The 22,650-nt window shown below is 55.7% G+C and carries 21 protein-coding genes; 12 read left to right on the forward strand and 9 right to left on the reverse strand.

The window, feature by feature from the left end; all coding sequences use genetic code 11:
- Positions 1-32 precede the first annotated feature (32 nt).
- Together IM291_RS14025 and IM291_RS14030 are read right to left on the reverse strand one after the other, a co-directional pair.
- The gene (locus IM291_RS14025) at positions 33-1,262 is read right to left on the reverse strand and encodes an amino acid permease (RefSeq protein ID WP_045260918.1); all 1,230 of its coding nucleotides are present in this window, start codon (positions 1,260-1,262) and stop codon (positions 33-35) included.
- A 119-nt stretch (positions 1,263-1,381) separates the two neighbouring features.
- A complete protein-coding gene (locus IM291_RS14030; protein ID WP_041908370.1) occupies positions 1,382-1,843 on the reverse strand; it encodes a multidrug/biocide efflux PACE transporter in 462 nt (153 codons plus the stop codon).
- 104 nt (positions 1,844-1,947) lie between these two features.
- Between IM291_RS14030 and IM291_RS14035 the strand changes: the two genes are divergently transcribed.
- The 6 genes from IM291_RS14035 to wzz(fepE) all read left to right on the forward strand — a co-directional run bounded on the left by IM291_RS14035 (position 1,948) and on the right by wzz(fepE) (position 9,023).
- Positions 1,948-2,814, forward strand: a complete 867-nt coding sequence (locus tag IM291_RS14035) for a LysR family transcriptional regulator (RefSeq protein WP_063155120.1) — start codon at positions 1,948-1,950, stop codon at positions 2,812-2,814.
- Positions 2,815-2,907: 93 nt separating this feature from the next.
- Entirely contained in the window at positions 2,908-4,086 is a 1,179-nt protein-coding gene (locus IM291_RS14040; RefSeq protein ID WP_028014300.1) for an acetyl-CoA C-acetyltransferase, read from the forward strand.
- A gap of 235 nt (positions 4,087-4,321) precedes the next feature.
- Positions 4,322-5,158: a 5-dehydro-4-deoxy-D-glucuronate isomerase gene (gene kduI / locus IM291_RS14045; RefSeq protein WP_059358101.1), complete on the forward strand. Its 837-nt coding sequence runs from the start codon at positions 4,322-4,324 to the stop codon at positions 5,156-5,158.
- A 63-nt stretch (positions 5,159-5,221) separates the two neighbouring features.
- Positions 5,222-5,983 (forward strand): 2-dehydro-3-deoxy-D-gluconate 5-dehydrogenase KduD, encoded by a 762-nt coding sequence (gene kduD, locus IM291_RS14050; protein ID WP_048999238.1) that lies wholly within the window; start codon positions 5,222-5,224, stop codon positions 5,981-5,983.
- Positions 5,984-6,295: 312 nt separating this feature from the next.
- On the forward strand, positions 6,296-7,711 hold the full coding sequence (locus IM291_RS14055; protein WP_028014298.1) for a sugar porter family MFS transporter: 1,416 nt from the start codon (positions 6,296-6,298) through the stop codon (positions 7,709-7,711).
- 187 nt (positions 7,712-7,898) lie between these two features.
- Positions 7,899-9,023 (forward strand): LPS O-antigen length regulator Wzz(fepE), encoded by a 1,125-nt coding sequence (gene wzz(fepE) / locus IM291_RS14060; RefSeq protein ID WP_048999239.1) that lies wholly within the window; start codon positions 7,899-7,901, stop codon positions 9,021-9,023.
- Between the two features lie 37 nt (positions 9,024-9,060).
- On the opposite strand, the gene IM291_RS14065 is transcribed toward wzz(fepE), so the two are convergent.
- Positions 9,061-9,384 (reverse strand): cupin domain-containing protein, encoded by a 324-nt coding sequence (locus IM291_RS14065; RefSeq protein ID WP_192987130.1) that lies wholly within the window; start codon positions 9,382-9,384, stop codon positions 9,061-9,063.
- Positions 9,385-9,517: 133 nt separating this feature from the next.
- On the opposite strand from IM291_RS14065, the gene IM291_RS14070 reads away from it, so the two are divergent.
- Positions 9,518-10,210 carry an aspartate/glutamate racemase gene (locus IM291_RS14070; RefSeq protein WP_192979267.1) on the forward strand — a complete coding sequence of 231 codons (693 nt, stop codon included), beginning with the start codon at positions 9,518-9,520 and terminating at the stop codon, positions 10,208-10,210.
- Here IM291_RS14070 and IM291_RS14075 read toward each other — a convergent pair.
- A complete protein-coding gene (locus tag IM291_RS14075) occupies positions 10,205-11,131 on the reverse strand; it encodes a LysR family transcriptional regulator (protein WP_048999241.1) in 927 nt (308 codons plus the stop codon). The two genes, IM291_RS14070 and IM291_RS14075, sit on opposite strands and share 6 nt — an antisense overlap.
- A 122-nt stretch (positions 11,132-11,253) precedes the next feature.
- Between IM291_RS14075 and lysA the strand changes: the two genes are divergently transcribed.
- Entirely contained in the window at positions 11,254-12,516 is a 1,263-nt protein-coding gene (gene lysA / locus IM291_RS14080; protein ID WP_045629967.1) for a diaminopimelate decarboxylase, read from the forward strand.
- On the opposite strand, the gene IM291_RS14085 is transcribed toward lysA, so the two are convergent.
- Positions 12,486-13,523 (reverse strand): LacI family DNA-binding transcriptional regulator, encoded by a 1,038-nt coding sequence (locus tag IM291_RS14085; protein ID WP_028014292.1) that lies wholly within the window; start codon positions 13,521-13,523, stop codon positions 12,486-12,488. The genes lysA and IM291_RS14085 overlap by 31 nt on opposite strands.
- Positions 13,524-13,743: 220 nt before the next feature.
- Between IM291_RS14085 and IM291_RS14090 the strand changes: the two genes are divergently transcribed.
- Positions 13,744-14,229, forward strand: a complete 486-nt coding sequence (locus IM291_RS14090) for a GNAT family N-acetyltransferase (protein WP_192971662.1) — start codon at positions 13,744-13,746, stop codon at positions 14,227-14,229.
- Here the strand turns inward: IM291_RS14090 and galR are convergent.
- Entirely contained in the window at positions 14,190-15,206 is a 1,017-nt protein-coding gene (gene galR / locus IM291_RS14095; RefSeq protein ID WP_028014290.1) for an HTH-type transcriptional regulator GalR, read from the reverse strand. The genes IM291_RS14090 and galR overlap by 40 nt on opposite strands.
- A 624-nt stretch (positions 15,207-15,830) precedes the next feature.
- On the opposite strand from galR, the gene aas reads away from it, so the two are divergent.
- The gene (gene aas / locus IM291_RS14100; protein WP_192987131.1) at positions 15,831-17,990 is read left to right on the forward strand and encodes a bifunctional acyl-ACP--phospholipid O-acyltransferase/long-chain-fatty-acid--ACP ligase; all 2,160 of its coding nucleotides are present in this window, start codon (positions 15,831-15,833) and stop codon (positions 17,988-17,990) included.
- Complete coding sequence (lplT, locus tag IM291_RS14105) at positions 17,983-19,176, forward strand: lysophospholipid transporter LplT (protein WP_028014288.1); 1,194 nt, start codon at positions 17,983-17,985, stop codon at positions 19,174-19,176. The genes aas and lplT overlap by 8 nt, the downstream gene beginning before the upstream one ends.
- 46 nt (positions 19,177-19,222) lie before the next feature.
- On the opposite strand, the gene IM291_RS14110 is transcribed toward lplT, so the two are convergent.
- The 3 genes from IM291_RS14110 to mutH all read right to left on the reverse strand — a co-directional run bounded on the left by IM291_RS14110 (position 19,223) and on the right by mutH (position 21,434).
- On the reverse strand, positions 19,223-20,263 hold the full coding sequence (locus IM291_RS14110) for an NADP(H)-dependent aldo-keto reductase (protein ID WP_028014287.1): 1,041 nt from the start codon (positions 20,261-20,263) through the stop codon (positions 19,223-19,225).
- 131 nt (positions 20,264-20,394) lie between these two features.
- The gene (locus tag IM291_RS14115) at positions 20,395-20,613 is read right to left on the reverse strand and encodes a YgdI/YgdR family lipoprotein (RefSeq protein ID WP_014885085.1); all 219 of its coding nucleotides are present in this window, start codon (positions 20,611-20,613) and stop codon (positions 20,395-20,397) included.
- A 128-nt stretch (positions 20,614-20,741) separates the two neighbouring features.
- A complete protein-coding gene (mutH, locus tag IM291_RS14120; RefSeq protein ID WP_028014286.1) occupies positions 20,742-21,434 on the reverse strand; it encodes a DNA mismatch repair endonuclease MutH in 693 nt (230 codons plus the stop codon).
- 683 nt (positions 21,435-22,117) lie between these two features.
- Here mutH and rppH point away from each other — a divergent pair.
- Positions 22,118-22,648, forward strand: a complete 531-nt coding sequence (gene rppH, locus IM291_RS14125; protein ID WP_013098553.1) for an RNA pyrophosphohydrolase — start codon at positions 22,118-22,120, stop codon at positions 22,646-22,648.
- The last annotated feature ends 2 nt before the right edge of the window (positions 22,649-22,650 follow it).

A 22,650-nucleotide genomic window follows, 5' to 3' on the forward strand; every position in this document is an offset into this window, starting at 1 on the left:
CGCGCCCGGCAGCACGCCGGGCACGAGTACGTCTAGCCAACAAACATCACCGACACGCACAGCACGCCGACGACCAGCGTCAGCAGGCTGCCAATGGAGCGGTACGGTTTCAGGGAAGGGATCAGATACGTCGACAGCGTCGGCATGATAAACAGGATCATGGCGATAAGCGGGCCGCTGATGGCGTAAATCATCGAGATGGCGTTCGGGTTAATGCAGCAGACCGCAAAGGTGATTAACGACACTCCCATAATGGAAATCGCGCGATTAAAGGCGCGGCTCTTTTTAATCCCCACCTGATTTAGCGACGACTTCACGATCTCCGTCGCCCCTTCAATCACCCCAAAATAGGTGCCGAGGAACGATTTCGACATCGCTACGATCGCCACGATAATCCCGGAAATGCCGAGCCAGGCTGGGGAAGACGGCATCATCGACAGCGCAGACAGAATCGTCACCCCCTGCTCTTTGGCGGCCATAATATAGGACGGTGGGATAGAGAGCAGGCAGCTGAAGACAAAGAACAGCACGCTCAGGCAGATAATCAGGTACGCCACCTTCATGATCTTCTTGCATTTATCCATGGCACCGTCGGCAAACTTCTCGCGACGGTCAACGGCAAACGTTGAGATAATCGGGGTATGGCTAAAGGCAAACACCATCACCGGAATTGAAATCCATACCTGATGTAGCGTTTGGCGATCGAAGGCCATCTGGCTGGTGAGCAACGAGGGCTGCCAGCCTCCGGTGAGATAGATCGAGACAAACAGGAAATAGGCAATCAGCGGAAACACAAGGAAACCCATCACTTTTATCGTGATATGCCGTCCCATCAGGAAAATCAGATTCAATACCAGCACCACCCCCAGGCTGACCAGCACGCGAACGGTGGTGTCCACCGTCAGGTGTTTTGCCAGCTGCTCGGTTAACGAGTTGGTAATGGCCACCGCATAAATCTGCACCACCACAAAGAAGGCGATGAAATAGAGCGTGGTGATCAGATTGCCAATCTTCTTACCATAGTAGTGGGAGACGGCGCCGGTGATCCCTTCATTACCTTTTGTGTTTGACGAGAGAATAAATTGCGCCAGCGCCCGGTGCGGCCAGTAGGTTAACGGATAGGCCACGAGGGCGGTGATAAACAGGACAATAGCGCCTGCGGAGCCCAGCTGAATGGGCAAGAACAGCGTTCCTGCGCCCACGGCCGTGCCATAGAGAGCGAAACTCCAGAGAGTCTCATCTTTTGACCAAATTTTCGACATTAGAGCAACGTTTCAACTAACAAACCATCAGAATGGCGTGCAATTTACCATAGTTATGCCTGAAGAGCGCAGTTGCTTCGACGGAGTTTGGCCGGAACAGGCGTCCGGCCAGCGGGGGTTTAGCCTGCCAGAGCGCGTCGTTGCTGGCGACGCTTAAGGAATTTCTCACGCAGGTTATCGTATGCCCAGTTATAGAACATGGTGTATGGCAGGAAGAACAGGAAGAAACCAATTTCTAACGTGAATGCCTCAAGCAGGGTCACGCCCAGCACGGCGGCGACAATCGACACGCCGATTACAATAAACCCGCATTCGAACCCCAGGGCGTGCAGCGCGCGCACTTTTGCCGTACGTTTTACGCGCTGGACAGGCCAGAAACGGTCGAAACCGAAGTTATAGATAATGTTCCAGAGCATGGCGGTGGTAGCCAGGATAATGGTTAACCCACCCATCTCCACCACCGAGCGCTGCATCAGCCATGCCGCCGTGGGGGCGAGAATTGCCGTGGCAATCCCTTCGAAACAGACAGCATGAAAGATCCGCTCCGGCAGCTTACGTTGGAGTGCATCCTGATGTTGCATAGTGTAGACCTCATTTATTCACCGGTATGGGCGTTGATGCAGCCTATTTTTATCGCTAAAGCTGATATATTAAAGATAGTATCCATCGATAAAGTAGATAGTTTATGCGCTATTCACCTGAAGCTCTTACCGCGTTTGTTGAGACCGTTGCGGCAGGCTCTTTCTCTGCTGCCGCGCGCAGGCTGCGTAAAAGCCAGTCGACGATCAGCACCTCCATTGCCAACCTTGAAGCCGATCTGGGTTTCGAACTGTTTGACCGCTCGGCGCGCCAGCCGGTGTTAACGGTCCAGGGAGAACAGGTGCTGGGCTATGTGCAGGCCATCCTCGCCGCCAGCACGCGGCTGGATGAACTGGCGGTGTCGTTAACGGCACAAACGGAGGCGCGTCTGACGTTTGTCCTCTCCGATACCCTCAACCCCGACGTGCTTGAAGATCTGATGAAGCAGTTTGACGCTCGCTTTCCCCACACGGAATTCGAATGCCTGATTGGCGAGGAAGAGGACGTGATCGATCTGCTACAAAAGGAGCGCGCGCAGGTGGGGCTGACGGAAGCGCGAGACGGTTATCCTACGGATATTGGCGCTACCCGGCTGCCGGTGCAGACCCGAATGGCGATATATGCCGCGACCACGCATCCGCTCGCCGGACAATACGAGGTGCAGAGCGACGAGCTGCACGGCTGGCGGGAGCTGAGGCTCAGCACCTACCTTGAGCGCGAGGCTGAGATCGCGCGCGGGCCCGTCTGGTCAGCACCGAACTACCTGTTACTGCTGAGTATGGCCGTCCAGGGGTTCGGCTGGTGCGTGCTGCCGTGCGCGCTGGTGGATGAATTCGCCGCCGCGAAGTCGCTGGTACAGCTCAATGTTCCCGGCTGGCCACGGGCGATCGGCATCGATCTGCTGTGGAATAAACGATCCCCTCCCGGCGTGGCCGGAAGCTGGCTACGGCAGTATCTGCAGGATGCACGCTAATCCTTGTGATTAAACTCACTATTTTTAAACAATTAAGATAATTGCCAGTAACAATCCTCTACTATCGTCATGTCATTTAACACAGAGGTCGTGATGAAAGATGTCGTTATAGTGGGTGCGTTGCGTACGGCTATCGGCTGTTTTCAGGGAGCGCTTGCGCGTCACTCGGCGGTTGACCTGGGCAGCGTGGTCGTTAAAGCGCTGGTGGAACGTAGCGGGATCGCAGCCCATGAAGTTGATGAGGTGATCCTGGGGCAGGTTCTCACGGCCGGTGCCGGGCAAAACCCTGCGCGTCAGGCGGCGCTGAAGGGTGGGCTGCCCAATACCGTCTCCGCCATTACCATCAACGACGTCTGTGGTTCAGGGTTAAAAGCGCTGCATCTCGCCACCCAGGCCATTCAGTGCGGTGAAGCGGATGTGGTTATAGCTGGCGGACAAGAGAACATGAGCCGCGCGCCGCACGTTCTCACCGATAGCCGAACCGGCGCGCAGCTGGGTAACAGCCAGCTGCTCGACAGCCTCGTGCATGACGGGCTGTGGGATGCGTTCAACGACTATCATATGGGCGTGACGGCAGAAAACCTGGCGCGCGAGTACGGCATTAGCCGCGAATTGCAGGACGCCTATGCGCTCAGTTCGCAGCAAAAAGCGCGTGCCGCGATTGATTCCGGTCGCTTTCGCGACGAGATTGTCCCGGTCAGCACGCAGCGTCAGAACGGCGAGGCGATCGTCGTCGATACCGATGAACAGCCGCGCACGGATGCCAGCGCGGAAGGCCTGGCGAGACTGAATCCCGCGTTTGAAACGCAGGGCTCGGTCACCGCAGGCAATGCCTCGTCCATTAACGACGGTGCCGCCGCCGTGATGATGATGAGCGAAAGTAAAGCCCTTGAGCTCGATCTCCCCGTGCTGGCCCGCATTAAGGCGTTTGCCAGCGTGGGCGTGGATCCTGCGTTGATGGGGATTGCGCCGGTCTACGCTACCCGTCGCTGCCTGGAGCGCGCAGGGTGGCAGCTTTCGGATGTCGATCTGATTGAAGTGAACGAAGCCTTTGCCGCGCAGGCGATCTCGGTCGGCAAAATGCTGGAGTGGGATCCGCTGCGGGTCAACGTGAACGGCGGTGCAATTGCGCTGGGTCATCCCATCGGCGCGTCCGGCTGCCGAATCCTGGTTTCGCTGGTCCACGAAATGAAAAAGCGAAACGCGCGCAAAGGGATCGCTACCCTCTGTATAGGCGGCGGACAGGGCGTGGCGCTCGCCATCGAACGCTAATTTCTCCTCCCTTAAAAAACCTCCTTCGGGAGGTTTTTTTTATCGTGTTCTTCTCTTCATGGGAAGTAATCGTGATCCGCGCGTCATTTCTGTTATAAACAAAAACAAAAAATGAAACGTTGTTTTAATTACAATTGAAAACCCTATTTTATGCCGCTAGTATGTGCTCATCATAAAACGAAACGTCGTTTCGTTTAATTTCTGCCTTCGGGCATGACCACATCTGGAGGTTACCGTGGACGTCAGACAAAGCATCCACAGCGCGCACGCCAAAACGCTGGATACTCAGGGACTGCGCAGCGAGTTTTTAATTGAGCAGGTGTTCGAAGCCGATAAATACACCATGGTCTATAGCCACATCGACCGCATTATCGTGGGTGGCATTATGCCGGTGGCTAAAACCGTCTCCGTGGGCGGTGAAGTAGGCAAGCAGCTGGGCGTAAGCTACTTCCTGGAGCGTCGTGAACTGGGGGTGATTAATATTGGCGGGCCGGGCACGATTACCGTGGACGGCCAGTGCTACGAGATTGGCCACCGCGACGGGCTGTACGTCGGCAAAGGGGCGAAAGAGGTGGTCTTTGCCAGCATCGACGGCGGTAAACCCGCAAAGTTTTACTACAACTGCGCCCCGGCGCACACCGCTTATCCAACCCAAAAAGTAACGCCCGCGGACGTTGCGCCCGTGACGCTGGGCGACAACCTCACCAGCAACCGCCGCACCATCAATAAATACTTCGTGCCGGATGTGCTGGAAACCTGCCAGCTCAGCATGGGTCTGACCGAACTGGCCCCGGGCAACCTGTGGAACACCATGCCGTGCCATACCCACGAACGTCGCATGGAAGTCTACTTCTACTTCAACATGGATGAAGACGCCTGCGTGTTCCACATGATGGGACAGCCTCAGGAAACTCGCCATATCGTCATGCATAACGAGCAGGCGGTGATTTCACCCAGCTGGTCTATTCACTCCGGCGTGGGGACGAAAGCCTATACCTTCATCTGGGGGATGGTTGGAGAAAACCAGGTCTTCGATGACATGGACCACGTCGCGGTTAAGGATCTGCGCTAGTCGCGGGCAGTTAAGCATACATCTGCCTGTTGATGACAGGCGCTGAAAGAGTAAGGAACAAACATGATTCTGGATGCATTTTCTCTGCAGGGTAAAGTGGCCGTGGTTTCCGGGTGTGACACCGGACTGGGCCAGGGGATGGCGTTAGGCCTGGCGGAAGCGGGCTGTGATATCGTCGGGATTAACATCGTTGAGCCCACGGAAACCATCGAACGCGTAACCTCTCTGGGCCGCCGTTTTCTCAGCCTGACCGCCGACCTGCGTAAAATCGACGCTATTCCGGAGCTGCTGGATCGCGCGGTGGCGGAATTTGGCCATATCGACATTCTGGTCAACAACGCGGGGCTGATCCGCCGTGAAGACGCGATTAACTTCAGCGAGACCGACTGGGACGATGTCATGAACCTGAACATCAAGAGCGTATTCTTTATGTCCCAGGCGGCGGCGAAGCACTTCATCGCGCAGGGCAAGGGCGGCAAGATCATTAACATCGCGTCGATGCTCTCCTTCCAGGGCGGCATCCGCGTGCCGTCTTACACCGCGTCGAAAAGCGCGGTGATGGGCGTGACCCGCCTGCTGGCGAACGAATGGGCGCAGCACAACATCAACGTCAACGCGATTGCGCCGGGCTACATGGCCACCAACAACACCCAGCAGCTTCGCGCGGACGAAGAACGCAGTGCGGCGATCCTGGAGCGTATTCCGGCGGGCCGCTGGGGGCTGCCGAGCGATCTGATGGGGCCGGTAGTGTTCCTGGCTTCCCCGGCATCGGACTATATCAATGGTTATACCGTCGCGGTTGATGGCGGCTGGCTGGCGCGATAACCTAACTTATGACAAATACCTCTGCTCTTCGGCGGAGGTTTTTTTACTTAAAATTTGTCAAAGTCCATATTGATAAACACGAAAAATCCATACTTAAAAATCATAGATGACTGCCATCACACTTTTATTATTTAAAAATTAAGGAGTTAGTAATATCAGGTGATTATCCAGCATTAGTTGAAATTGTAATGTCCATCACATATCGCTATGCCATAGCGAAATAATCCATATCTTCACGAATTCCGCCCTGACACTTTTTCCCGCTATCTCGTAATTTCATTTAACGAATTTTGCTGTTGAGGCAGGAAAAATATGACATCTATAAATGACTCTACCCTGATGCCCGCCGCGCTGCGCGATACCCGCCGCATGAACCAGTTTGTCTCCATTGCGGCAGCCGTGGCCGGTTTGTTGTTCGGCCTGGATATCGGCGTGATCGCCGGGGCGCTGCCGTTTATTACCGATCACTTTACGCTGAGTAACCGCCTGCAGGAGTGGGTGGTGAGCAGCATGATGCTCGGCGCGGCCATCGGTGCGCTGTTTAACGGCTGGCTTTCGTTCCGCCTTGGGCGTAAATACAGCCTGATGGTCGGGGCGGTCCTGTTTGTTGCCGGGTCCATTGGTTCGGCGTTTGCCACTAACGTTGAAGTGCTGCTGCTCTCCCGCGTGCTGCTGGGCGTGGCGGTGGGGATTGCCTCCTACACCGCGCCGCTGTATCTCTCCGAAATGGCGAGCGAGAACGTGCGCGGCAAGATGATTAGCATGTACCAGCTGATGGTGACGCTGGGCATCGTGCTGGCGTTCCTGTCTGACACCTACTTCAGCTACAGCGGTAACTGGCGGGCGATGCTCGGCGTGCTGGCGCTGCCTGCGGTAGTGCTGATTGTTTTAGTGATCTTCCTGCCCAACAGTCCGCGCTGGCTGGCGCAAAAAGGGCGTCACGTGGAAGCGGAAGAGGTGCTGCGCATGCTGCGCGACACGTCTGAGAAAGCGCGTGAAGAGCTGAACGAGATCCGCGAAAGCCTGAAGCTGAAGCAGGGCGGCTGGTCGCTGTTTAAGGCTAACCGCAACGTGCGCCGCGCGGTGTTCCTCGGCATGTTGCTGCAGGCGATGCAGCAGTTCACGGGGATGAACATCATCATGTATTACGCCCCGCGCATCTTCAAAATGGCCGGTTTTACCACCACCGAACAGCAGATGATCGCCACGCTGGTGGTGGGGCTGACCTTTATGTTCGCCACCTTTATCGCGGTGTTCACCGTCGATAAGGCCGGTCGTAAGCCTGCGCTGAAAATTGGCTTTAGCGTGATGGCGCTTGGCACCCTGATCCTCGGCTACTGCCTGATGCAGTTTGATAACGGCACGGCGTCCAGCGGCCTCTCCTGGCTCTCCGTGGGCATGACCATGATGTGTATTGCTGGCTACGCGATGAGCGCCGCGCCGGTGGTGTGGATCCTGTGCTCTGAAATTCAGCCGCTGAAATGTCGCGATTTTGGTATCACCTGTTCCACCACCACCAACTGGGTGTCGAACATGATCATCGGCGCGACCTTCCTGACGCTGCTGGATGCGATTGGCGCGGCGGGAACCTTCTGGCTCTATACGGTGCTGAACGTTGCATTTATTGGCGTGACATTCTGGCTAATTCCAGAAACCAAAGGCGTGACGCTGGAACATATTGAACGCAAGCTGATGAGCGGGGAGAAACTGCGAAATATCGGCGTGTAAGGGTTAATGCCGGGTGAGCGCAGCGCCACCCGGCGTTTTGTTAGCGTGATGCTGAATAACTACCAACTTTGATAGCAATTCCTCAGATAGTCCATTCTTGCGTTCAGATTATTCTTAGTTTCTTGTATTATCGGGCAACTGAACTCACCCGGCAGGAATTTACTGCACCCGAAACAGAAGAACGGCTATGTCAGCAATGGATTTCAAAAAAAATACGGATCTCGATTTTTCCTCATATGCTCCTCCAGCAGTCAGTTCAAAAGAGATCGATCTTCTGGGCCTGTTAGATATTCTGATTACCGCGAAAAAACGCATTGCCACCATTATCTTTGTTTTCGCGCTGGCAGGTCTGGCAATTGCGCTTCTACTGCCGCAAAAATGGACCAGTAAAGCGGTGATCACTCCGGCGGAACAGACACAGTGGAACCCGCTGAGCCAGATGATGGTTGCGCTGCAGGTTCTTGATGTGAAGGTGCCGGTTACCCGTCAGGAAGTCTTTGACCTGTTTATTAAAAAATTCCAGTCGCAGTCATTGCTTGAAGAGTATATGACCTCTTCCCCTTACGTGATGGCGCAGCTCAAGAATGCGCAAGTGGACCCGCTTGAACTGCACCGTGCGGTTGTCAATATTGCAGACAAAATGAAAGCGGTGAATGATGTTCAGGGAAAAGATGCGGATAAAGCGCCTTTCGTCTCCTGGACATTGAGCTTCACCGCGCCGACCGCAGCCGATGCCCAATCCGTTCTGGAGGGGTATATCAACTATATCTCGGCAATTGTTGAGAAAGAAACGGTGCAGAATATCCGCAACCAAATCGCCCTCAAAACGAACGAGGTAGAGCAGCAGCTGACGCTCGACCGCGTTCGTCTGACCAATGTGCATAACACCAACCTGCAGCGGCTGAACTATTCGCTGGAAGTGGCGAATGCGGCGGGCATTAAGAAGCCTGTTTATAGCAACGGACAAGGGATAAAAGACGATCCGGATTACTCCGTTGCGCTCGGGGCTGACGGTATCGCGGAAAAGCTAAGGATTGAAAAAAATCTGAAGGATGTGACGGAGCTGAACGCGGACTTCCAGAACCGGGAATATTACCTGGCGCAGCTGAAAAAACTCTCCTTCGCAGACGTTAAGCTTGAGCCATTCAGGTATCAGCTTTCGCCATCGATGCCGGTGAAAAAAGACGGCCCGGGCAAAGGCATGATTGTCATTCTGGCGGCGATCCTTGGCGCTCTGTTTGCCTGCGGCAGCGTATTACTCCGTGAGGCCATGCTCAGCCGAAACCCATTGCCAGAGCCGGTAACGGAATAAATTCTGCACACATGAAGGCGCTGCTACAGCGCCTTTTTTATTTCAGGAAATCCTCGCGCACAGGCGTAAAGGTGTCCAGCAGCGTGCCGGCCCTGAGGCAGACGCAGCCGTGCATCACATGTGGTTGTTTGTAGAGGGTATCTCCCGCCGTTACGACATGCTTCTCTTCACCAATGGTAAACTCAAATTCACCAGAGAGAACATAGGTTAACTGTTCGTGCGGGTGGTTATGCAGTGGGCCAATCGCGCCCTGCTCAAACTGTACTTCAACCGCCATCATCCTGCCGCCGTGGGCCAGCACGCGACGCTTAACGCCGTTCCCCAGATCTTCAGACGCGGTCTCTTTGTGGAACATAAACATGGCTTTGCCCTTCATAATAAAACAGTGTTTTATTTAATTTACATTGGCCAGCTTAAAAAGAAAACGACGTAATAAAGAACTGGAAACAGGATCACAAGTTTGCTTCACTGGCTTAAACAGATAAGGAGCGATGATGAAAACGATTGGCCTGATAGGTGGGATGAGCTGGGAATCGACAATCCCTTATTACCGCCTGATTAACGAAGGCGTAAAGCAGCGTCTGGGCGGCCTGCACTCCGCGAGCCTGCTGCTGCACAGCGTTGATTTTCATGAAATCGAAGCCTGCCAGTCGAGCGGCGAATGGGATAAAGCCGGAGAAATCCTGGCTTATGCCGCGCTGGGGCTGGAGCGTGCGGGGGCGCAGGGCATTCTGCTGTGTACCAACACGATGCACAAAGTGGCCTCGCACATTGAAGCGCGCTGTTCGCTGCCGTTCCTGCACATCGCGGACGCCACCGGACGCGCCATTCGCGCTTCGGGAATGTCGCGCGTGGCCTTGCTGGGCACACGTTACACCATGGAGCAGGATTTCTATCGCGGGCGCTTGCACAGCGAGTTTGGGATTGAAAGCCTGATCCCGGATGAGGGGGACCGGGCGCGCATCAATCAGATTATCTTCGACGAGCTCTGCCTCGGAACCTTCAGCGAAACCTCCCGCGCATATTACGTCAGCGTAATAGATAAACTGGCGCAGCAGGGGGCTGAAGGGGTGATTTTCGGCTGCACGGAGATCGGTTTGCTGGTGCCGGCCGAACGAAGCCCCATCCCGGTGTTTGATACCGCGGCCATTCACGCGGCAGATGCCGTGGAATTTATGCTGTCATAACGGGTTTTGCAGGTCAGGTAAGCGAAGCGCCACCTGACGCGCATGCTCAACTAAGTGTTCGGTGAATGCGTCCACCAGCGCGGAAGCCGGACGGTGCAGCGGGCGGATAAGGCTTACGGTGAACGGGACGGAAACGCTAAAACGGCGGATGACGATCCCGCTTCCTGCATAGTCCAGCGCCGTAAGCGGATTGACGACCGCAACGCCGACGCCCGCGCGCACCATCGCGCATATTGACGCCGCGCTGTGGGTTTCAACGACCATCCGCCGCTTCACCTGATGCTCAGAAAAAAGCGTATCCAGCAGCTGCCGGTAGCTGTCCGTTTGCGACAGGCTAATGTAGTTTTCACCATGAAAATCCGCGGGTGTCAGCACTGCTTTGTGGGCAAGCCGATGCCCGGCGGGCAGAACGCACACTTCATCCAGCGCGAGCAGTTCCGTGCGCGCCGTTCCTGCGGGTGTCGAGAGGGTTTCGGTTAACCCGAGATCGTGCCGCTGTGCCGACAGCCACTCTTCAAGCAGAGGCGACTCCTGCGGGACGATGGTGAGATTGACCTCAGGATAGCGGGCCAGAAAAGGCTGGAGCAGCGTCGGTAAGAAGGACTGAGAGAAGACGGGCAGGCAGACAATCGACAGCTCGCCCTGACGAAACTCGCGCAGGCTTTCCGCCGCGCTGACGATTCTGTCCAGCCCGTACCATGAGCGCTGCACTTCCTCAAACAGGCGCAACCCCTGCACCGTCGGGTGAAGCCTGCCCCGGGCGCGTTCGAACAGCTTCAGCCCCAGCACTTTCTCGAAGCGCGCCAGCTCGCGGCTGACCGTCGGCTGCGAGGTATGCAGCATCTGCGCGGCTTCGGTGAGATTGCCGGTGGTCATCACGGCGTGAAAAATCTCGATGTGGCGTAAATTGACGGCGGGCATAGGGCACCTGAAGGCAAGGAACTGTCCATATCATTTTTGCATAGACTCGCGATAAAACGATATTTTTTATTCTGCTTCCGCTGTGGCGTAATCATTAAAAATGAATTGAACCGGAGAAGACCATGCCACGCCCGCTCAACCAGACGGATACCGATTTGAACGCTGAAAACCTGCTGCGCCTGCCCGCCGAGTTTGGCTGCCCGGTATGGGTCTACGACGCGCAGATCGTTCGCGAGAAGATCGCCGCCCTGCATCAGTTTGACGTGGTGCGTTTTGCCCAGAAGGCCTGCTCCAATATTCATATTCTGCGCCTGATGCGTGAGCAGGGCGTGAAGGTTGACTCCGTGTCGCTGGGTGAAATCGAGCGTGCGCTGGCGGCAGGCTTTGATCCGAAAACCGATCCTGACGCGATCGTCTTTACCGCGGATGTGATCGACGACGCCACGCTTGCGCGCGTGCATGAACTGCAGGTGCCGGTGAACGCCGGTTCTGTGGATATGCTGGAGCAGCTTGGGCAGGTTTCACCCGGCCATCGCGTCTGGCTGCGCGTCAACCCGGGCTTTGGACATGGCCATAGCCAAAAAACCAACACCGGGGGCGAAAACAGCAAGCACGGGATCTGGTATGCCGATATGCCTGCCGCGCTTGAGGTACTGCAGCGCTACAGCCTGAAGCTGGTCGGTATTCATATGCACATTGGCTCCGGCGTCGATTACGGGCACCTGGAGCAGGTGTGCGGGGCGATGGTGCGCCAGGTTGTCGACTTCGGTCAGGATCTGGAGGCGATCTCCGCCGGTGGCGGTCTTTCCATTCCTTATCGTGAAGGGGAAGAGGCGATCGACACCGATCACTATTACGGCCTGTGGAGCGCCGCGCGCGATCAAATTGCCGCGCATCTGGGCCATGCCGTGAAGCTGGAAATTGAGCCGGGTCGTTTCCTGGTAGCCGAAGCCGGCGTGCTGGTGGCGCAGGTACGCAGCGTCAAAGAGATGGGCTCCCGCCACTTCGTGCTGATTGATGCGGGCTTTAACGACCTGATGCGTCCGTCCATGTACGGCAGCTACCATCACATTACCGCCCTGGCTGCCGATGGCCGCGATTTAACGCACGCGCCGCGCCGCGAGACGGTGGTCGCAGGCCCGCTGTGTGAATCCGGTGATGTGTTTACCCAGCAGGAAGGTGGCAAAGTTGAAACCCGCGCGCTGCCCGAGGTGAAGCCGGGCGATTACCTGGTGCTGCACGACACCGGGGCGTACGGGGCGTCTATGTCCTCGAACTACAACAGCCGTCCGCTGCTGCCGGAAGTGCTGTTTGATAACGGCAAGGCGCGGCTGATCCGTCGTCGCCAGACCATTCAGGAACTGCTGGCGCTGGAACTCGTTTGATTAAAGTACGGCCCCGTTGTGACCGAATCGCGTAATACCAGCGTGCCGGTAAACGGCGGGATCGCATCGACCGGCTGGTTCTTCGCCAGCCGGATCGCCTGATCGATAGCCGTGACGATCATGTTATCTATCGGCAGATAAACCGACGACAGCGCAGGCTCCAGCCACTTTGCGCTTGGGGCATCGTCAAAGCCGAACAGGGAGATATCCTGCGGGATCTTAAGCCCTGCCTGATGCAGCGCTTTGGACGCGCCCAGCGCCATATCATCGTTACAGGCAAACAGCGCGCTGAACGACACCCCTTCAGCAATCAGCTCCTTACACAGCTCATAGCCCCGCGTCATTCCCGCATCACCGTACTTTATTCGACGCTCGTCCAGACGAATGCCGTGCTTTTCCAGCGCCTTACGGTAGCCCATCAGCCGCGCTTTACCCGTGGGGGTGTGGATCGGAACGGTAATGCAGGCGATCTCCCGGTGGCCCTGATTGATCAGGTAATCCACCGCCTTAAACGCGGCATCCTGTTGTTCGAAGAACACGCAGCGCTCCGGTGCCTGGCTGACTTCACGGTTGATGACCACCAGCGGCGTTTGCACGGTATTAATCAGCTTGATGATCGCTTTTTCGCTCATATAGCGCGTGTAAAGCACGATGGCATCGCACTGGCGGTCGGCCAGCATTTGCACCGCCTGCTCTTCCTGCTCTGGCGCGTCGTGACCGTCGGTGACGATCAGCTGTTTCCCGTGGGTTTCGGTCTGCCGCGACGCCTGCTGCAAAAGACGACCAAAGTAAAAGCCGTCGAAGGTAGAGACGACCAGACCAATGCTGTTGCTGGTCTGGTTAGCCAGCGAACGCGCGAGAAAGTTTGGGCGGTAGCCCAGCTCTTCCATCGCAGCAAAGACCTGCTGACGCGTGCTCTCTTTAACCTGACCTGTGCCGTTCAGCACGCGCGAGACGGTAGCCTTCGACACGCCCGCGCGCAGTGAGACATCCAGCATTGTTGCCATTCTACATTCCTGCTTCCACGTAATGGTTTGCAGTTTAACACAGACCTGACAGCGTATAAGCGATGCGGGAAGCGCAAAACTTCTGCCACGATCACGCTTTTTGGTCACGATTCGCCTGGCCTGCCGGAAGTAAAACTAAATAGTCTGACTCTGGTAAAATAATCGCCAAACCGGGCTGGAGGCGTCAGGCCAGCATATTCATTAAAAACGCAGGTGAAACGTGAAAAAGACCGTCATTCTCCCGCTTTACGAGGCACCGCGCTATGCGGAGCAGGTCACCGACTGGCTCTGGCAGGCCTTTGGCGAGGGGCTTGCGCGGGATTTTTTCCATAGCATCGTGGAGCACAGCCAGACGCCGGGTGCCCTGCCGCTGACCTTTATCGCCGTAGAGGATGAACGGCTTCTCGGGACGGTGGGACTCTGGCGCTGTGATTTGATTACCCGTCAGGATCTCTTTCCGTGGCTGGCGGCGCTCTACGTTGACGACGCGGCGCGCGGCAAGGGGCTGGCAGGAAAGTTACAGCAGCATGTTATTCGCTTCGCCGCACGGGCCGGGTACGAGGAACTTCATCTCTGGTCTGCCTGCCGCGACTTCTATGAACGTTACGGCTGGCAGTATATTGGCGATGGGCTGGAGTATCCGGATAAAACGGTACACCTGTATCGCTATTCGCTCTGTGCGTCAGCGGGCGCAGCAACGGAGTGACGGCGCACTAACGTTGGGCTGAAGAGATGGGTAATCTCCGGCGGCTGGCGTTGTTCGGCCAGCGCCAGCGCCAGCTCTGCGGCCTGGGTGGCCATCGTGATGATGGGGTAGCGTACGGTGGTCAGGCGCGGGCGGACGTACCGGGAGACCAAAACATCGTCGAAGCCAATTAGCGAGATTTCCGCCGGCACCTCGATCCCATTGTCATTCATGACGCCCATTGCCCCGGCGGCCATCGAATCGTTATAGCTGGCGACCGCGGTGAAATTCCGTCCGCGACCCAGCAGCTCCGTCATGGCCTGTTCGCCGCCGCTCTCATCTGGTTCACCGTAGGCCACCAGACGGTCATTGCACGGCAGACCGTTTTCGCGCAGGGCGTCGTAGTAGCCCTGCAGGCGGTCTTCCGCATCAGAAATGGGGTGATTGGAGCAGAGATAGCCAATCCGGGTATGACCCTGTTGAATCAGATGACGGGTCGCAAGCCAGGCGCCGTAGCGGTCGTCGAGGGCTACACAGCGTTTTTCAAAGCCGGGGATAATACGGTTGATAATCACCATGCCGGGCATTTGCTTCATCAGGTGAATTAGCTCGGCATCCGGGATCATTTTGGCATGTACCACCAGTGCAGCGCAGCGGTGGCGGATCAGCTGTTCGATAGCCTGACGTTCTTTTTGTTCATTATGATAGCCATTGCCGATCAGCAAAAAATTACCCGTCTGATAAGAGACCTGTTCAACCGCTTTTACCATGGCACCGAAAAAGGGATCGGAAACGTCTCCCACCACCAGCCCAATAGTCTCTGTTGACTGCTGGGCGAGCGCGCGGGCGTTGGCATTCGGATGGTAGTTCAGGGTTTCCATGGCGCTTTGTACCGCCTGGCGTGATGCGTCACTGGCTTTGGGTGAATCATTAATCACGCGGGAGACGGTGGCTACCGACACACCTGCCAGACGAGCCACATCCTTTATTGTCGCCATTTATAACCTTCTTATTTGGGGTAAGCGTTTACACACTGAATAGTGTTGCGGAAAAGTGACGTCCATTCAAGGGAAGCCGGTTTCCGCGCGCCACAAACGTGACGCAGACCAACCCTGGTAGTGTAATCGTTACACGCCTGGTCATGTCAGAAGAATGTCATTCTGAACCTTTAGTTACACTTTGCCTCAGGCTGTTGCGATTGTCCGGTGGCGATGACGTTAAAGAGGTTGGTAGAGTCGAGATCCCAGAGGTATTGATAGGTGGAATCAACTCCGGTTGATTAACACGACTTACACCAGCCTGCGTTCTTACGCAGGTTTTTTTTTGCCTGATCGTTCAACCTGTAACAGCAAAAGAGAATATTCACACCTGGTTGCATTTCGGCTCATTCCCTTGCGTTTTCCTGCTGGCGAAGCGCAGGTTCAACAGCCACAATCAAGATCCCAGAGGTATTGATTGGTGAGAATTCTTAGTACGGTTTCGTACTCATCTCTTGCACCAACCTGCGCGGATGCGCAGGTTTTTTTTCGCCTCCACTTTTGCTGTCGCTCCCGTATCACTTCTCGTGTAATCTGCCACCATTTACTGTCAACCCACCACACTGTCTGGCAAAGGGAGTTGAGATGCTATTTGGGTTTTTCCGTACACTGTTCCGTATTCTTTTTCGCATCCGCGTCACTGGCGATGCCCAGGCGCTTCGTGGCGAGCGCGTTCTTATCACACCCAATCATGTTTCCTTTATAGACGGCATCCTGCTTGCGCTGTTTCTGCCCGTGCGTCCGGTGTTTGCGGTCTATACCTCCATCAGCCAGCAATGGTATATGCGCTGGCTCACCCCACTGATCGATTTCGTACCGCTTGACCCGACAAAGCCGATGATGATTAAACACCTGGTACGTCTGGTAGAGCAGGGGCGTCCGGTGGTCATTTTCCCGGAAGGGCGCATTTCAGTGACCGGTTCGCTGATGAAAATCTACGACGGCGCGGGGTTTGTCGCGGCGAAATCAAACGCGACCGTAGTGCCGCTGCGCATTGAAGGCGCAGAGTTGACCCATTTCAGCCGCCTTAAGGGGCTGGTGAAGCAGCGTCTGTTCCCCAAAATCACGCTGCATATCATGCCGCCAACGTCGTTACCGATGCCGGAAGCGCCGCGTGCCCGCGATCGCCGTAAAATCGCCGGGGAAATGCTGCACCAGATTATGATGGAAGCGCGCATGGCCGTTCGTCCGCGCGAAACGCTGTATGAATCCCTGCTTTCGGCGCAGTACCGCTACGGCGCGAAGAAAAACTGCATTGAAGACATCAACTTTACCCCTGATACCTATCGTAAACTGCTGACCAAGACGCTGTTCGTGGGCCGCATTCTTGAGAAGTACAGCAAAAAGGGCGAAAAGATCGGCCTGATGCTGCCAAACGCGGGCATCAGCGCGGCGGTGATTTTTGGTGCGGTTTCCCGTGGCCGTATACCGGCGATGATGAACTACACGGCGGGCGTGAAAGGGCTGACCAGCGCCATTACCGCCGCCCAAATCAATACCATCTTTACCTCCCGACAGTTTCTGGACAAAGGCAAGCTGTGGCATCTGCCGGAACAGCTGACCCAGGTACGCTGGGTCTTCCTGGAAGATCTAAAAGCGGACGTGACCACCGGCGACAAGCTGTGGATTTTTGCGCATCTGCTGGTGCCGCATCTGGCTCAGGTCAAACAGCAGCCGGAAGATGACGCGATTATCCTTTTCACGTCGGGTTCGGAGGGTAACCCGAAAGGCGTCGTCCACAGCCACAAGAGTATTCTGGCGAACGTTGAGCAGATAAAAAGCATTGCCGACTTTACCGCGAATGACCGTTTTATGTCGGCGCTGCCGCTGTTCCACTCCTTTGGCCTGACGGTGGGGCTGTTCACGCCGCTGCTGACCGGTGCCGAGGTGTTCCTCTATCCCAGCCCGCTGCACTACCGCATTGTGCCGGAGCTGGTGTATGACCGTAACTGCACCGTCCTGTTCGGGACCTCAACCTTCCTGGGTAACTATGCCCGTTTCGCCAATCCGTATGATTTCTTCCGCGTTCGGTACGTGGTGGCCGGTGCGGAAAAGCTGCAGGAGAGCACGCGTCAGATCTGGCAGGACAAGTTTGGCCTGCGCATTCTTGAAGGTTATGGCGTTACCGAGTGTGCGCCCGTGGTCTCGATCAACGTACCGATGGCGGCGAAACCGGGAACGGTGGGCCGAATTCTGCCGGGGATGGATGCGCGCTTGCTGGCGGTGCCGGGCATTGAGGACGGTGGCCGCCTGCAGCTGAAAGGGCCGAACGTGATGAACGGTTACCTGCGCGTGGAAAACCCAGGCGTGCTGGAAGCGCCAACGGCGGAAAACGTCAACGGCGAGATTGAAACCGGCTGGTACGACACCGGTGACATCGTTCGTTTCGATGAGCAAGGCTTTGTACAGATTCAGGGGCGCGCAAAACGCTTCGCCAAAATCGCCGGTGAGATGGTCTCTCTGGAAATGGTTGAACAGCTGGCGACGGCCGTGTCCGCAGAGAAGATGCACGCCACGGTCGTGAAGAGCGATGCCAGCAAAGGCGAGGCGCTGGTGCTGTTTACCACTGATGCTGAGCTTAAGCGCGACAGGTTACTGAGCTATGCGCGTGAGCATGGCATTCCAGAGCTGGCCGTGCCGCGCGATATTCGCCACCTGAAGCAGCTTCCGGTGCTGGGTAGCGGCAAGCCCGATTTCGTGACCCTGAAAGGTATGGTTGACGAGGCGGAGCAGCATAATGCGTGAGTCAGTACACACTAACACCTCGCTGCGTTCAAAAGGCATGATGGCGGTCATCGCCGCGCAGTTTCTCTCTGCGTTCGGTGATAACGCGCTGCTGTTTGCCACGCTGGCGCTGCTGAAAGCCGAGTTTTACCCTGACTGGAGTCAGCCGATCCTGCAGATGGTGTTTGTGGGCGCTTACATTATCTTTGCCCCGTTTGTGGGGCAGGTGGCGGACAGTTTCCCGAAAGGCCGGGTGATGATGTTTGCCAACGGTCTCAAGCTGCTGGGCGCTGCCAGTATCTGCTTCGGCTTCAATCCGTTTATTGGCTACACGCTGGTGGGCATCGGCGCTGCCGCCTACTCCCCAGCGAAGTATGGCATTCTCGGAGAACTGACTACGGGCGATAAGCTGGTGAAAGCCAACGGCCTGATGGAGTCTTCAACGATTGCCGCTATCCTCCTCGGCTCCGTCGCGGGTGGCGTGCTGGCCGACTGGCATGTTCTGGCGGCCCTGGGCGTGTGTGCAGTGGTGTATGGGGGGGCGGTCGTGGCTAACCTGTTTATTCCCAAACTACCGGTGGCTCGTCCAGGGCAATCCTGGCGCTTTAAACCAATGACCGGCAGTTTCTTTAACGCGTGCCGCGTGCTGTGGCGTAACGGGGAAACGCGTTTCTCCCTGATGGGAACCAGTATGTTCTGGGGGGCGGGCGTCACGCTGCGCTTCCTGCTGGTTCTGTGGGTACCGGTGGCGCTGGGGATTACGGACAATGCGACGCCGACCTATCTTAATGCGATGGTGGCGATCGGCATTGTGGCTGGCGCGGGCGCGGCGGCGAAGCTGGTGACGCTTGAAACGGTCGCACGCTGCATGCCAGCGGGGATCCTGATTGGCCTCGTGGTGCTTATCTTCTCGCTACAACATGCGTTATTGCCCGCTTATGCTCTGCTGATCCTGATTGGTATTCTGGGGGGCTTCTTTGTGGTACCGCTGAATGCGTTACTCCAGGAGCGTGGCAAGCAGACCGTCGGGGCGGGAAATGCCATTGCGGTTCAAAATCTCGGTGAAAACCTGGCCATGCTGTTAATGCTGGGGCTCTACTCGCTGGCGGTAAAAGTGGGTGTCCCGGTGGTGGCGATTGGCGTCGGATTTGGTGGGCTGTTCGCGGCGGCGATTGCGGGATTGTGGATCTGGCAGCGTCGCCGTTAATAAGTAGCCGGGTGGCGGCTTCGCCTTACCCGGCAAAAGCATCAGGCTACGGCGCAGGATAAGTATAAACCTGATGCACCGCTTCAATCTCCGCTAATACCTCTTCACTCAGGTTCAGATGGAAACTCTCAATGTTAGTTTTCAGCTGTTCCATGGTCGTCGCGCCAAGCAGGGTACTGGCAACAAACGGCTGACGGCGCACGAAGGCCAGCGCCATCTGCGCCGGATCCAGGCCGTGGCGCTTCGCGATATCCACATAGGCTGCAACGGCTTTCTGCGTCTGCTCGCCGCTGTAGCGGGTAAAGCGGCTAAAGAGGGTATTACGCGCCCCGGCCGGTTTCGCACCGTTCAGGTATTTCCCCGTCAGGGTGCCGAAACCGAGGCATGAATAGGCGAGCAGTTCCACTTCCTCATATTGCGTCACTTCAGCCAGCCCCACCTCGTAGCTGCGGTTAAGCAGGCTGTACGGGTTCTGGATGGTGACGATGCGCGGCAGATCGTGTTTATCCGCCAGGTGCAGATAGCGCATTACGCCAAAGGCCGTTTCGTTGGACACGCCAATGTAGCGGATTTTTCCCGCGCGCTGGCATTCGGTCAGCGCCTCCAGCGTTTCCAGCAGCGTAACGGCGGGGGCGCTCTCGTTCCAGCTGTAGCCGAGCTTGCCAAAACAGTTGGTTGGACGCTGCGGCCAGTGGACCTGGTAAAGGTCGAGATAGTCGGTTTGCAGGCGCTTCAGGCTCGCGTCCAGCGCGGCGCGGATATTTTTGCGATCGAGGATCTGGTTTGGGCGGATCCCGGCATCGTTGTTTCGCGCGGGGCCACTGACTTTCGAGGCGATAACCAGCTTTTCACGGTTACCGCGTTTTGCCAGCCAGTTACCGACGTAGGTTTCGGTAAGTCCCTGCGTTTCAGGGCGTGGAGGCACAGGGTACATCTCTGCGACATCAATAAGGTTAATCCCCTGGCTGACGGCATAATCGAGTTGTGCATGGGCATCGGCTTCGCTGTTTTGTTCACCAAATGTCATCGTGCCCAACCCCAGTTGACTTATCTCCAGAGCGCTGTGGGGGATACGGTGATAATGCATAGCCGGCTTCCTTCAATAGACATGTAGACCGCGTCAGGAACCTCCCGACAAAGGAATATAAACATGGCAGAGGGGAAGCAAAAGGGGAAGAAAAAAATCAAAAAGGCCAGTAGGCTACTGACCTCCGACTGTTATCGCTCAATAATTTGCGAGACTTCGTCGCGATTGATCTGCATTTTATTGCCTGCCTGGTCGTGGTAGCTGACCAGACCGGTATCATCATCGACTTCAGGTTTACCGTCAGTCAGGATCATCCGGCCGTCTTTTGTCGCCATGACGTAATCGCTGCTGCAGCCCGAAACGGCAAACGCCAACCCGACTGCTGAAATTAACACCGCCCATTTTTTCATCGTTATCGTCCTCATCTGGCTCGTATCAAATCATAGTGTAGTATTAACCCGTTATAGCAACAGGGTGAAGCGGTAAAATCTTAAAAACCAGGCGATTATGTTTGTGAGCTCGCAAAATAAGTAAAAAACTATGTTTTAAGTAAGAAATGACGAGCAAGCAGCGCGCCGGTGAAATTTTTTTTGAGATAAAAACCGCGCGGCAGCGTCAGTATGGGTTCGCCCATCGCGCCGATCGCCTCGGTAAGCGCTTTGCTGTTTGCCGCTTTCGGGCGCAGCTGTAACACTTCTCCGTGCCGGGCGGTAATTCGCTCGACCTGACCGAGCACAATCATGTCCATCAGTTCTTCCCAGTCCAGGCGCAGCTGATGCTCCTCTTCTTCATCCGGGCTCCAGAGCAGCGGCGCGCCAACGCGGCGTTCAGCTAACGGGATCTGCCGTTCGCCTTCAACCGGAACCCAAAGCACGCGATTCAGCTTATGGCGCACGTGGCTGGTTTCCCACGTTACGCCGGTATTGCCGGTTAAGGGCGCAACGCAGACAAAGGTAGTCTCCAGGGGCCGACCCTGGCGGTCGATAGGAATAGTTTTTAACTCTACGCCAAGGGCAGCGAAATCTTGCTCTGGCTTGCTCCCGGCGCTTGCACCCAGCCACAGCTCCAGAAGCATGCCGATCCAGCCCTTATCTCGTTTCAGATCCTTCGGGATCTGTAGCCCTGCCATCGCCGCCAGTTCGCCCAGCGAGAAGCCTGCAAGGCGCTGAGCCTGCTGTAGCAACTGGCTTTCGCTCGAAGGCGGTGAGAGCAAGGGTGAAAGCGGATGCATGACGATAACCTTTTGATTAAAAAATAAACGAAGAAACAGTCCCCTGTGGATAGAGTTTAACTTTTTCTGTACCAATATTCCATGTGCATGATTTATAGGTTTTTTTATGAAGTTTTCACGGTTTCATCAGGGACGCAAAACGGGTTGTTCAAATCTGGTCACTGACAATAAACAGGATCTTACACCATGTTATCCACAGAAAAATGGGATAACTGGGCATAACCCTGACTACTGTTTCAATTTACAGCCTTGACGTGCGACGAAAATCCAAATTTCAGACAAATTGTGCCTAACTTATTGGCTCAATCTGTGGATAAAACCGACGCTGTTCGATCTTTCATCAGCACGACGATCCCTGCTGTGACGATCGTCACACTATTCTGCATTTTGTTTGTCGATATGAATATAAAACCATGAAAAATATAGCTTTATGTTGAAGGTGAGAAACGGGAGGGCAGAGGCCATTTCAGGTTGTTCATCGGTAATCAGACACTTCTTCACAACTATATCCACAGAAAAGGTGAATAAAATTGCCCTCGAGACCGCACATCTGTTTATAACTCTGCGCTTATTTGTGAGTTATTCAAATGTTATTAGGTTGCAGGCCTGTAAGAGAGTGGTTTACCGCCTCACTGTAGTGTGAAACAATCATTCATATATAAGGTTTAGTTTGGGGTAGTCCGGTGATTGATGACGATGGCTACCGCCCGAACGTAGGAATAGTAATTTGTAATCGTCAGGGCCAGGTCATGTGGGCCCGTCGATATGGTCAGCACTCCTGGCAGTTCCCGCAAGGCGGGATCAATCCGGGAGAGTCCCCAGAACAAGCGATGTACCGGGAGCTTTTTGAAGAGGTCGGTTTAAGCCGAAAAGATGTTCGCATCCTTGCCTCGACCCGCAACTGGTTGCGTTACAAGTTACCGAAACGTTTGGTGCGTTGGGACACAAAGCCGGTTTGTATCGGCCAGAAACAGAAGTGGTTTCTTCTGCAGTTGGTGGGCAACGATTCGGACATCAATATGCAAACCAGCAGTACGCCGGAGTTCGATGGCTGGCGCTGGGTGAGCTATTGGTATCCTGTTCGTCAGGTCGTGTCATTTAAGCGCGATGTTTACCGTAGGGTGATGAAAGAGTTTGCAAGTGTGGTGATGCAGCTTCAGGAGATCCCGCCTAAGCCGCAGAGCGCACCTGCCTGGCGACGTAAAAGAGGTTAAGC

This window comes from Enterobacter cloacae complex sp. P27C, assembly GCF_014895705.1.
GTDB lineage: Bacteria > Pseudomonadota > Gammaproteobacteria > Enterobacterales > Enterobacteriaceae > Enterobacter > Enterobacter bugandensis.

Coding starts and splice junctions, on each gene's coding strand:
- galR (WP_028014290.1), bottom strand. CDS start 15,206: ATGGCGACAATAAAGGATGTGGCTCGTCTGGCAGGTGTGTCGGTAGCC.
- IM291_RS14055 (WP_028014298.1), top strand. CDS start 6,296: ATGACATCTATAAATGACTCTACCCTGATGCCCGCCGCGCTGCGCGAT.
- IM291_RS14085 (WP_028014292.1), bottom strand. CDS start 13,523: ATGGCAACAATGCTGGATGTCTCACTGCGCGCGGGCGTGTCGAAGGCT.
- IM291_RS14115 (WP_014885085.1), bottom strand. CDS start 20,613: ATGAAAAAATGGGCGGTGTTAATTTCAGCAGTCGGGTTGGCGTTTGCC.
- IM291_RS14035 (WP_063155120.1), top strand. CDS start 1,948: ATGCGCTATTCACCTGAAGCTCTTACCGCGTTTGTTGAGACCGTTGCG.
- kduD (WP_048999238.1), top strand. CDS start 5,222: ATGATTCTGGATGCATTTTCTCTGCAGGGTAAAGTGGCCGTGGTTTCC.
- IM291_RS14070 (WP_192979267.1), top strand. CDS start 9,518: ATGAAAACGATTGGCCTGATAGGTGGGATGAGCTGGGAATCGACAATC.
- IM291_RS14110 (WP_028014287.1), bottom strand. CDS start 20,263: ATGCATTATCACCGTATCCCCCACAGCGCTCTGGAGATAAGTCAACTG.
- IM291_RS14025 (WP_045260918.1), bottom strand. CDS start 1,262: ATGTCGAAAATTTGGTCAAAAGATGAGACTCTCTGGAGTTTCGCTCTC.
- aas (WP_192987131.1), top strand. CDS start 15,831: ATGCTATTTGGGTTTTTCCGTACACTGTTCCGTATTCTTTTTCGCATC.
- lysA (WP_045629967.1), top strand. CDS start 11,254: ATGCCACGCCCGCTCAACCAGACGGATACCGATTTGAACGCTGAAAAC.
- IM291_RS14075 (WP_048999241.1), bottom strand. CDS start 11,131: ATGCCCGCCGTCAATTTACGCCACATCGAGATTTTTCACGCCGTGATG.
- IM291_RS14065 (WP_192987130.1), bottom strand. CDS start 9,384: ATGTTTATGTTCCACAAAGAGACCGCGTCTGAAGATCTGGGGAACGGC.
- IM291_RS14030 (WP_041908370.1), bottom strand. CDS start 1,843: ATGCAACATCAGGATGCACTCCAACGTAAGCTGCCGGAGCGGATCTTT.
- lplT (WP_028014288.1), top strand. CDS start 17,983: ATGCGTGAGTCAGTACACACTAACACCTCGCTGCGTTCAAAAGGCATG.
- IM291_RS14040 (WP_028014300.1), top strand. CDS start 2,908: ATGAAAGATGTCGTTATAGTGGGTGCGTTGCGTACGGCTATCGGCTGT.
- mutH (WP_028014286.1), bottom strand. CDS start 21,434: ATGCATCCGCTTTCACCCTTGCTCTCACCGCCTTCGAGCGAAAGCCAG.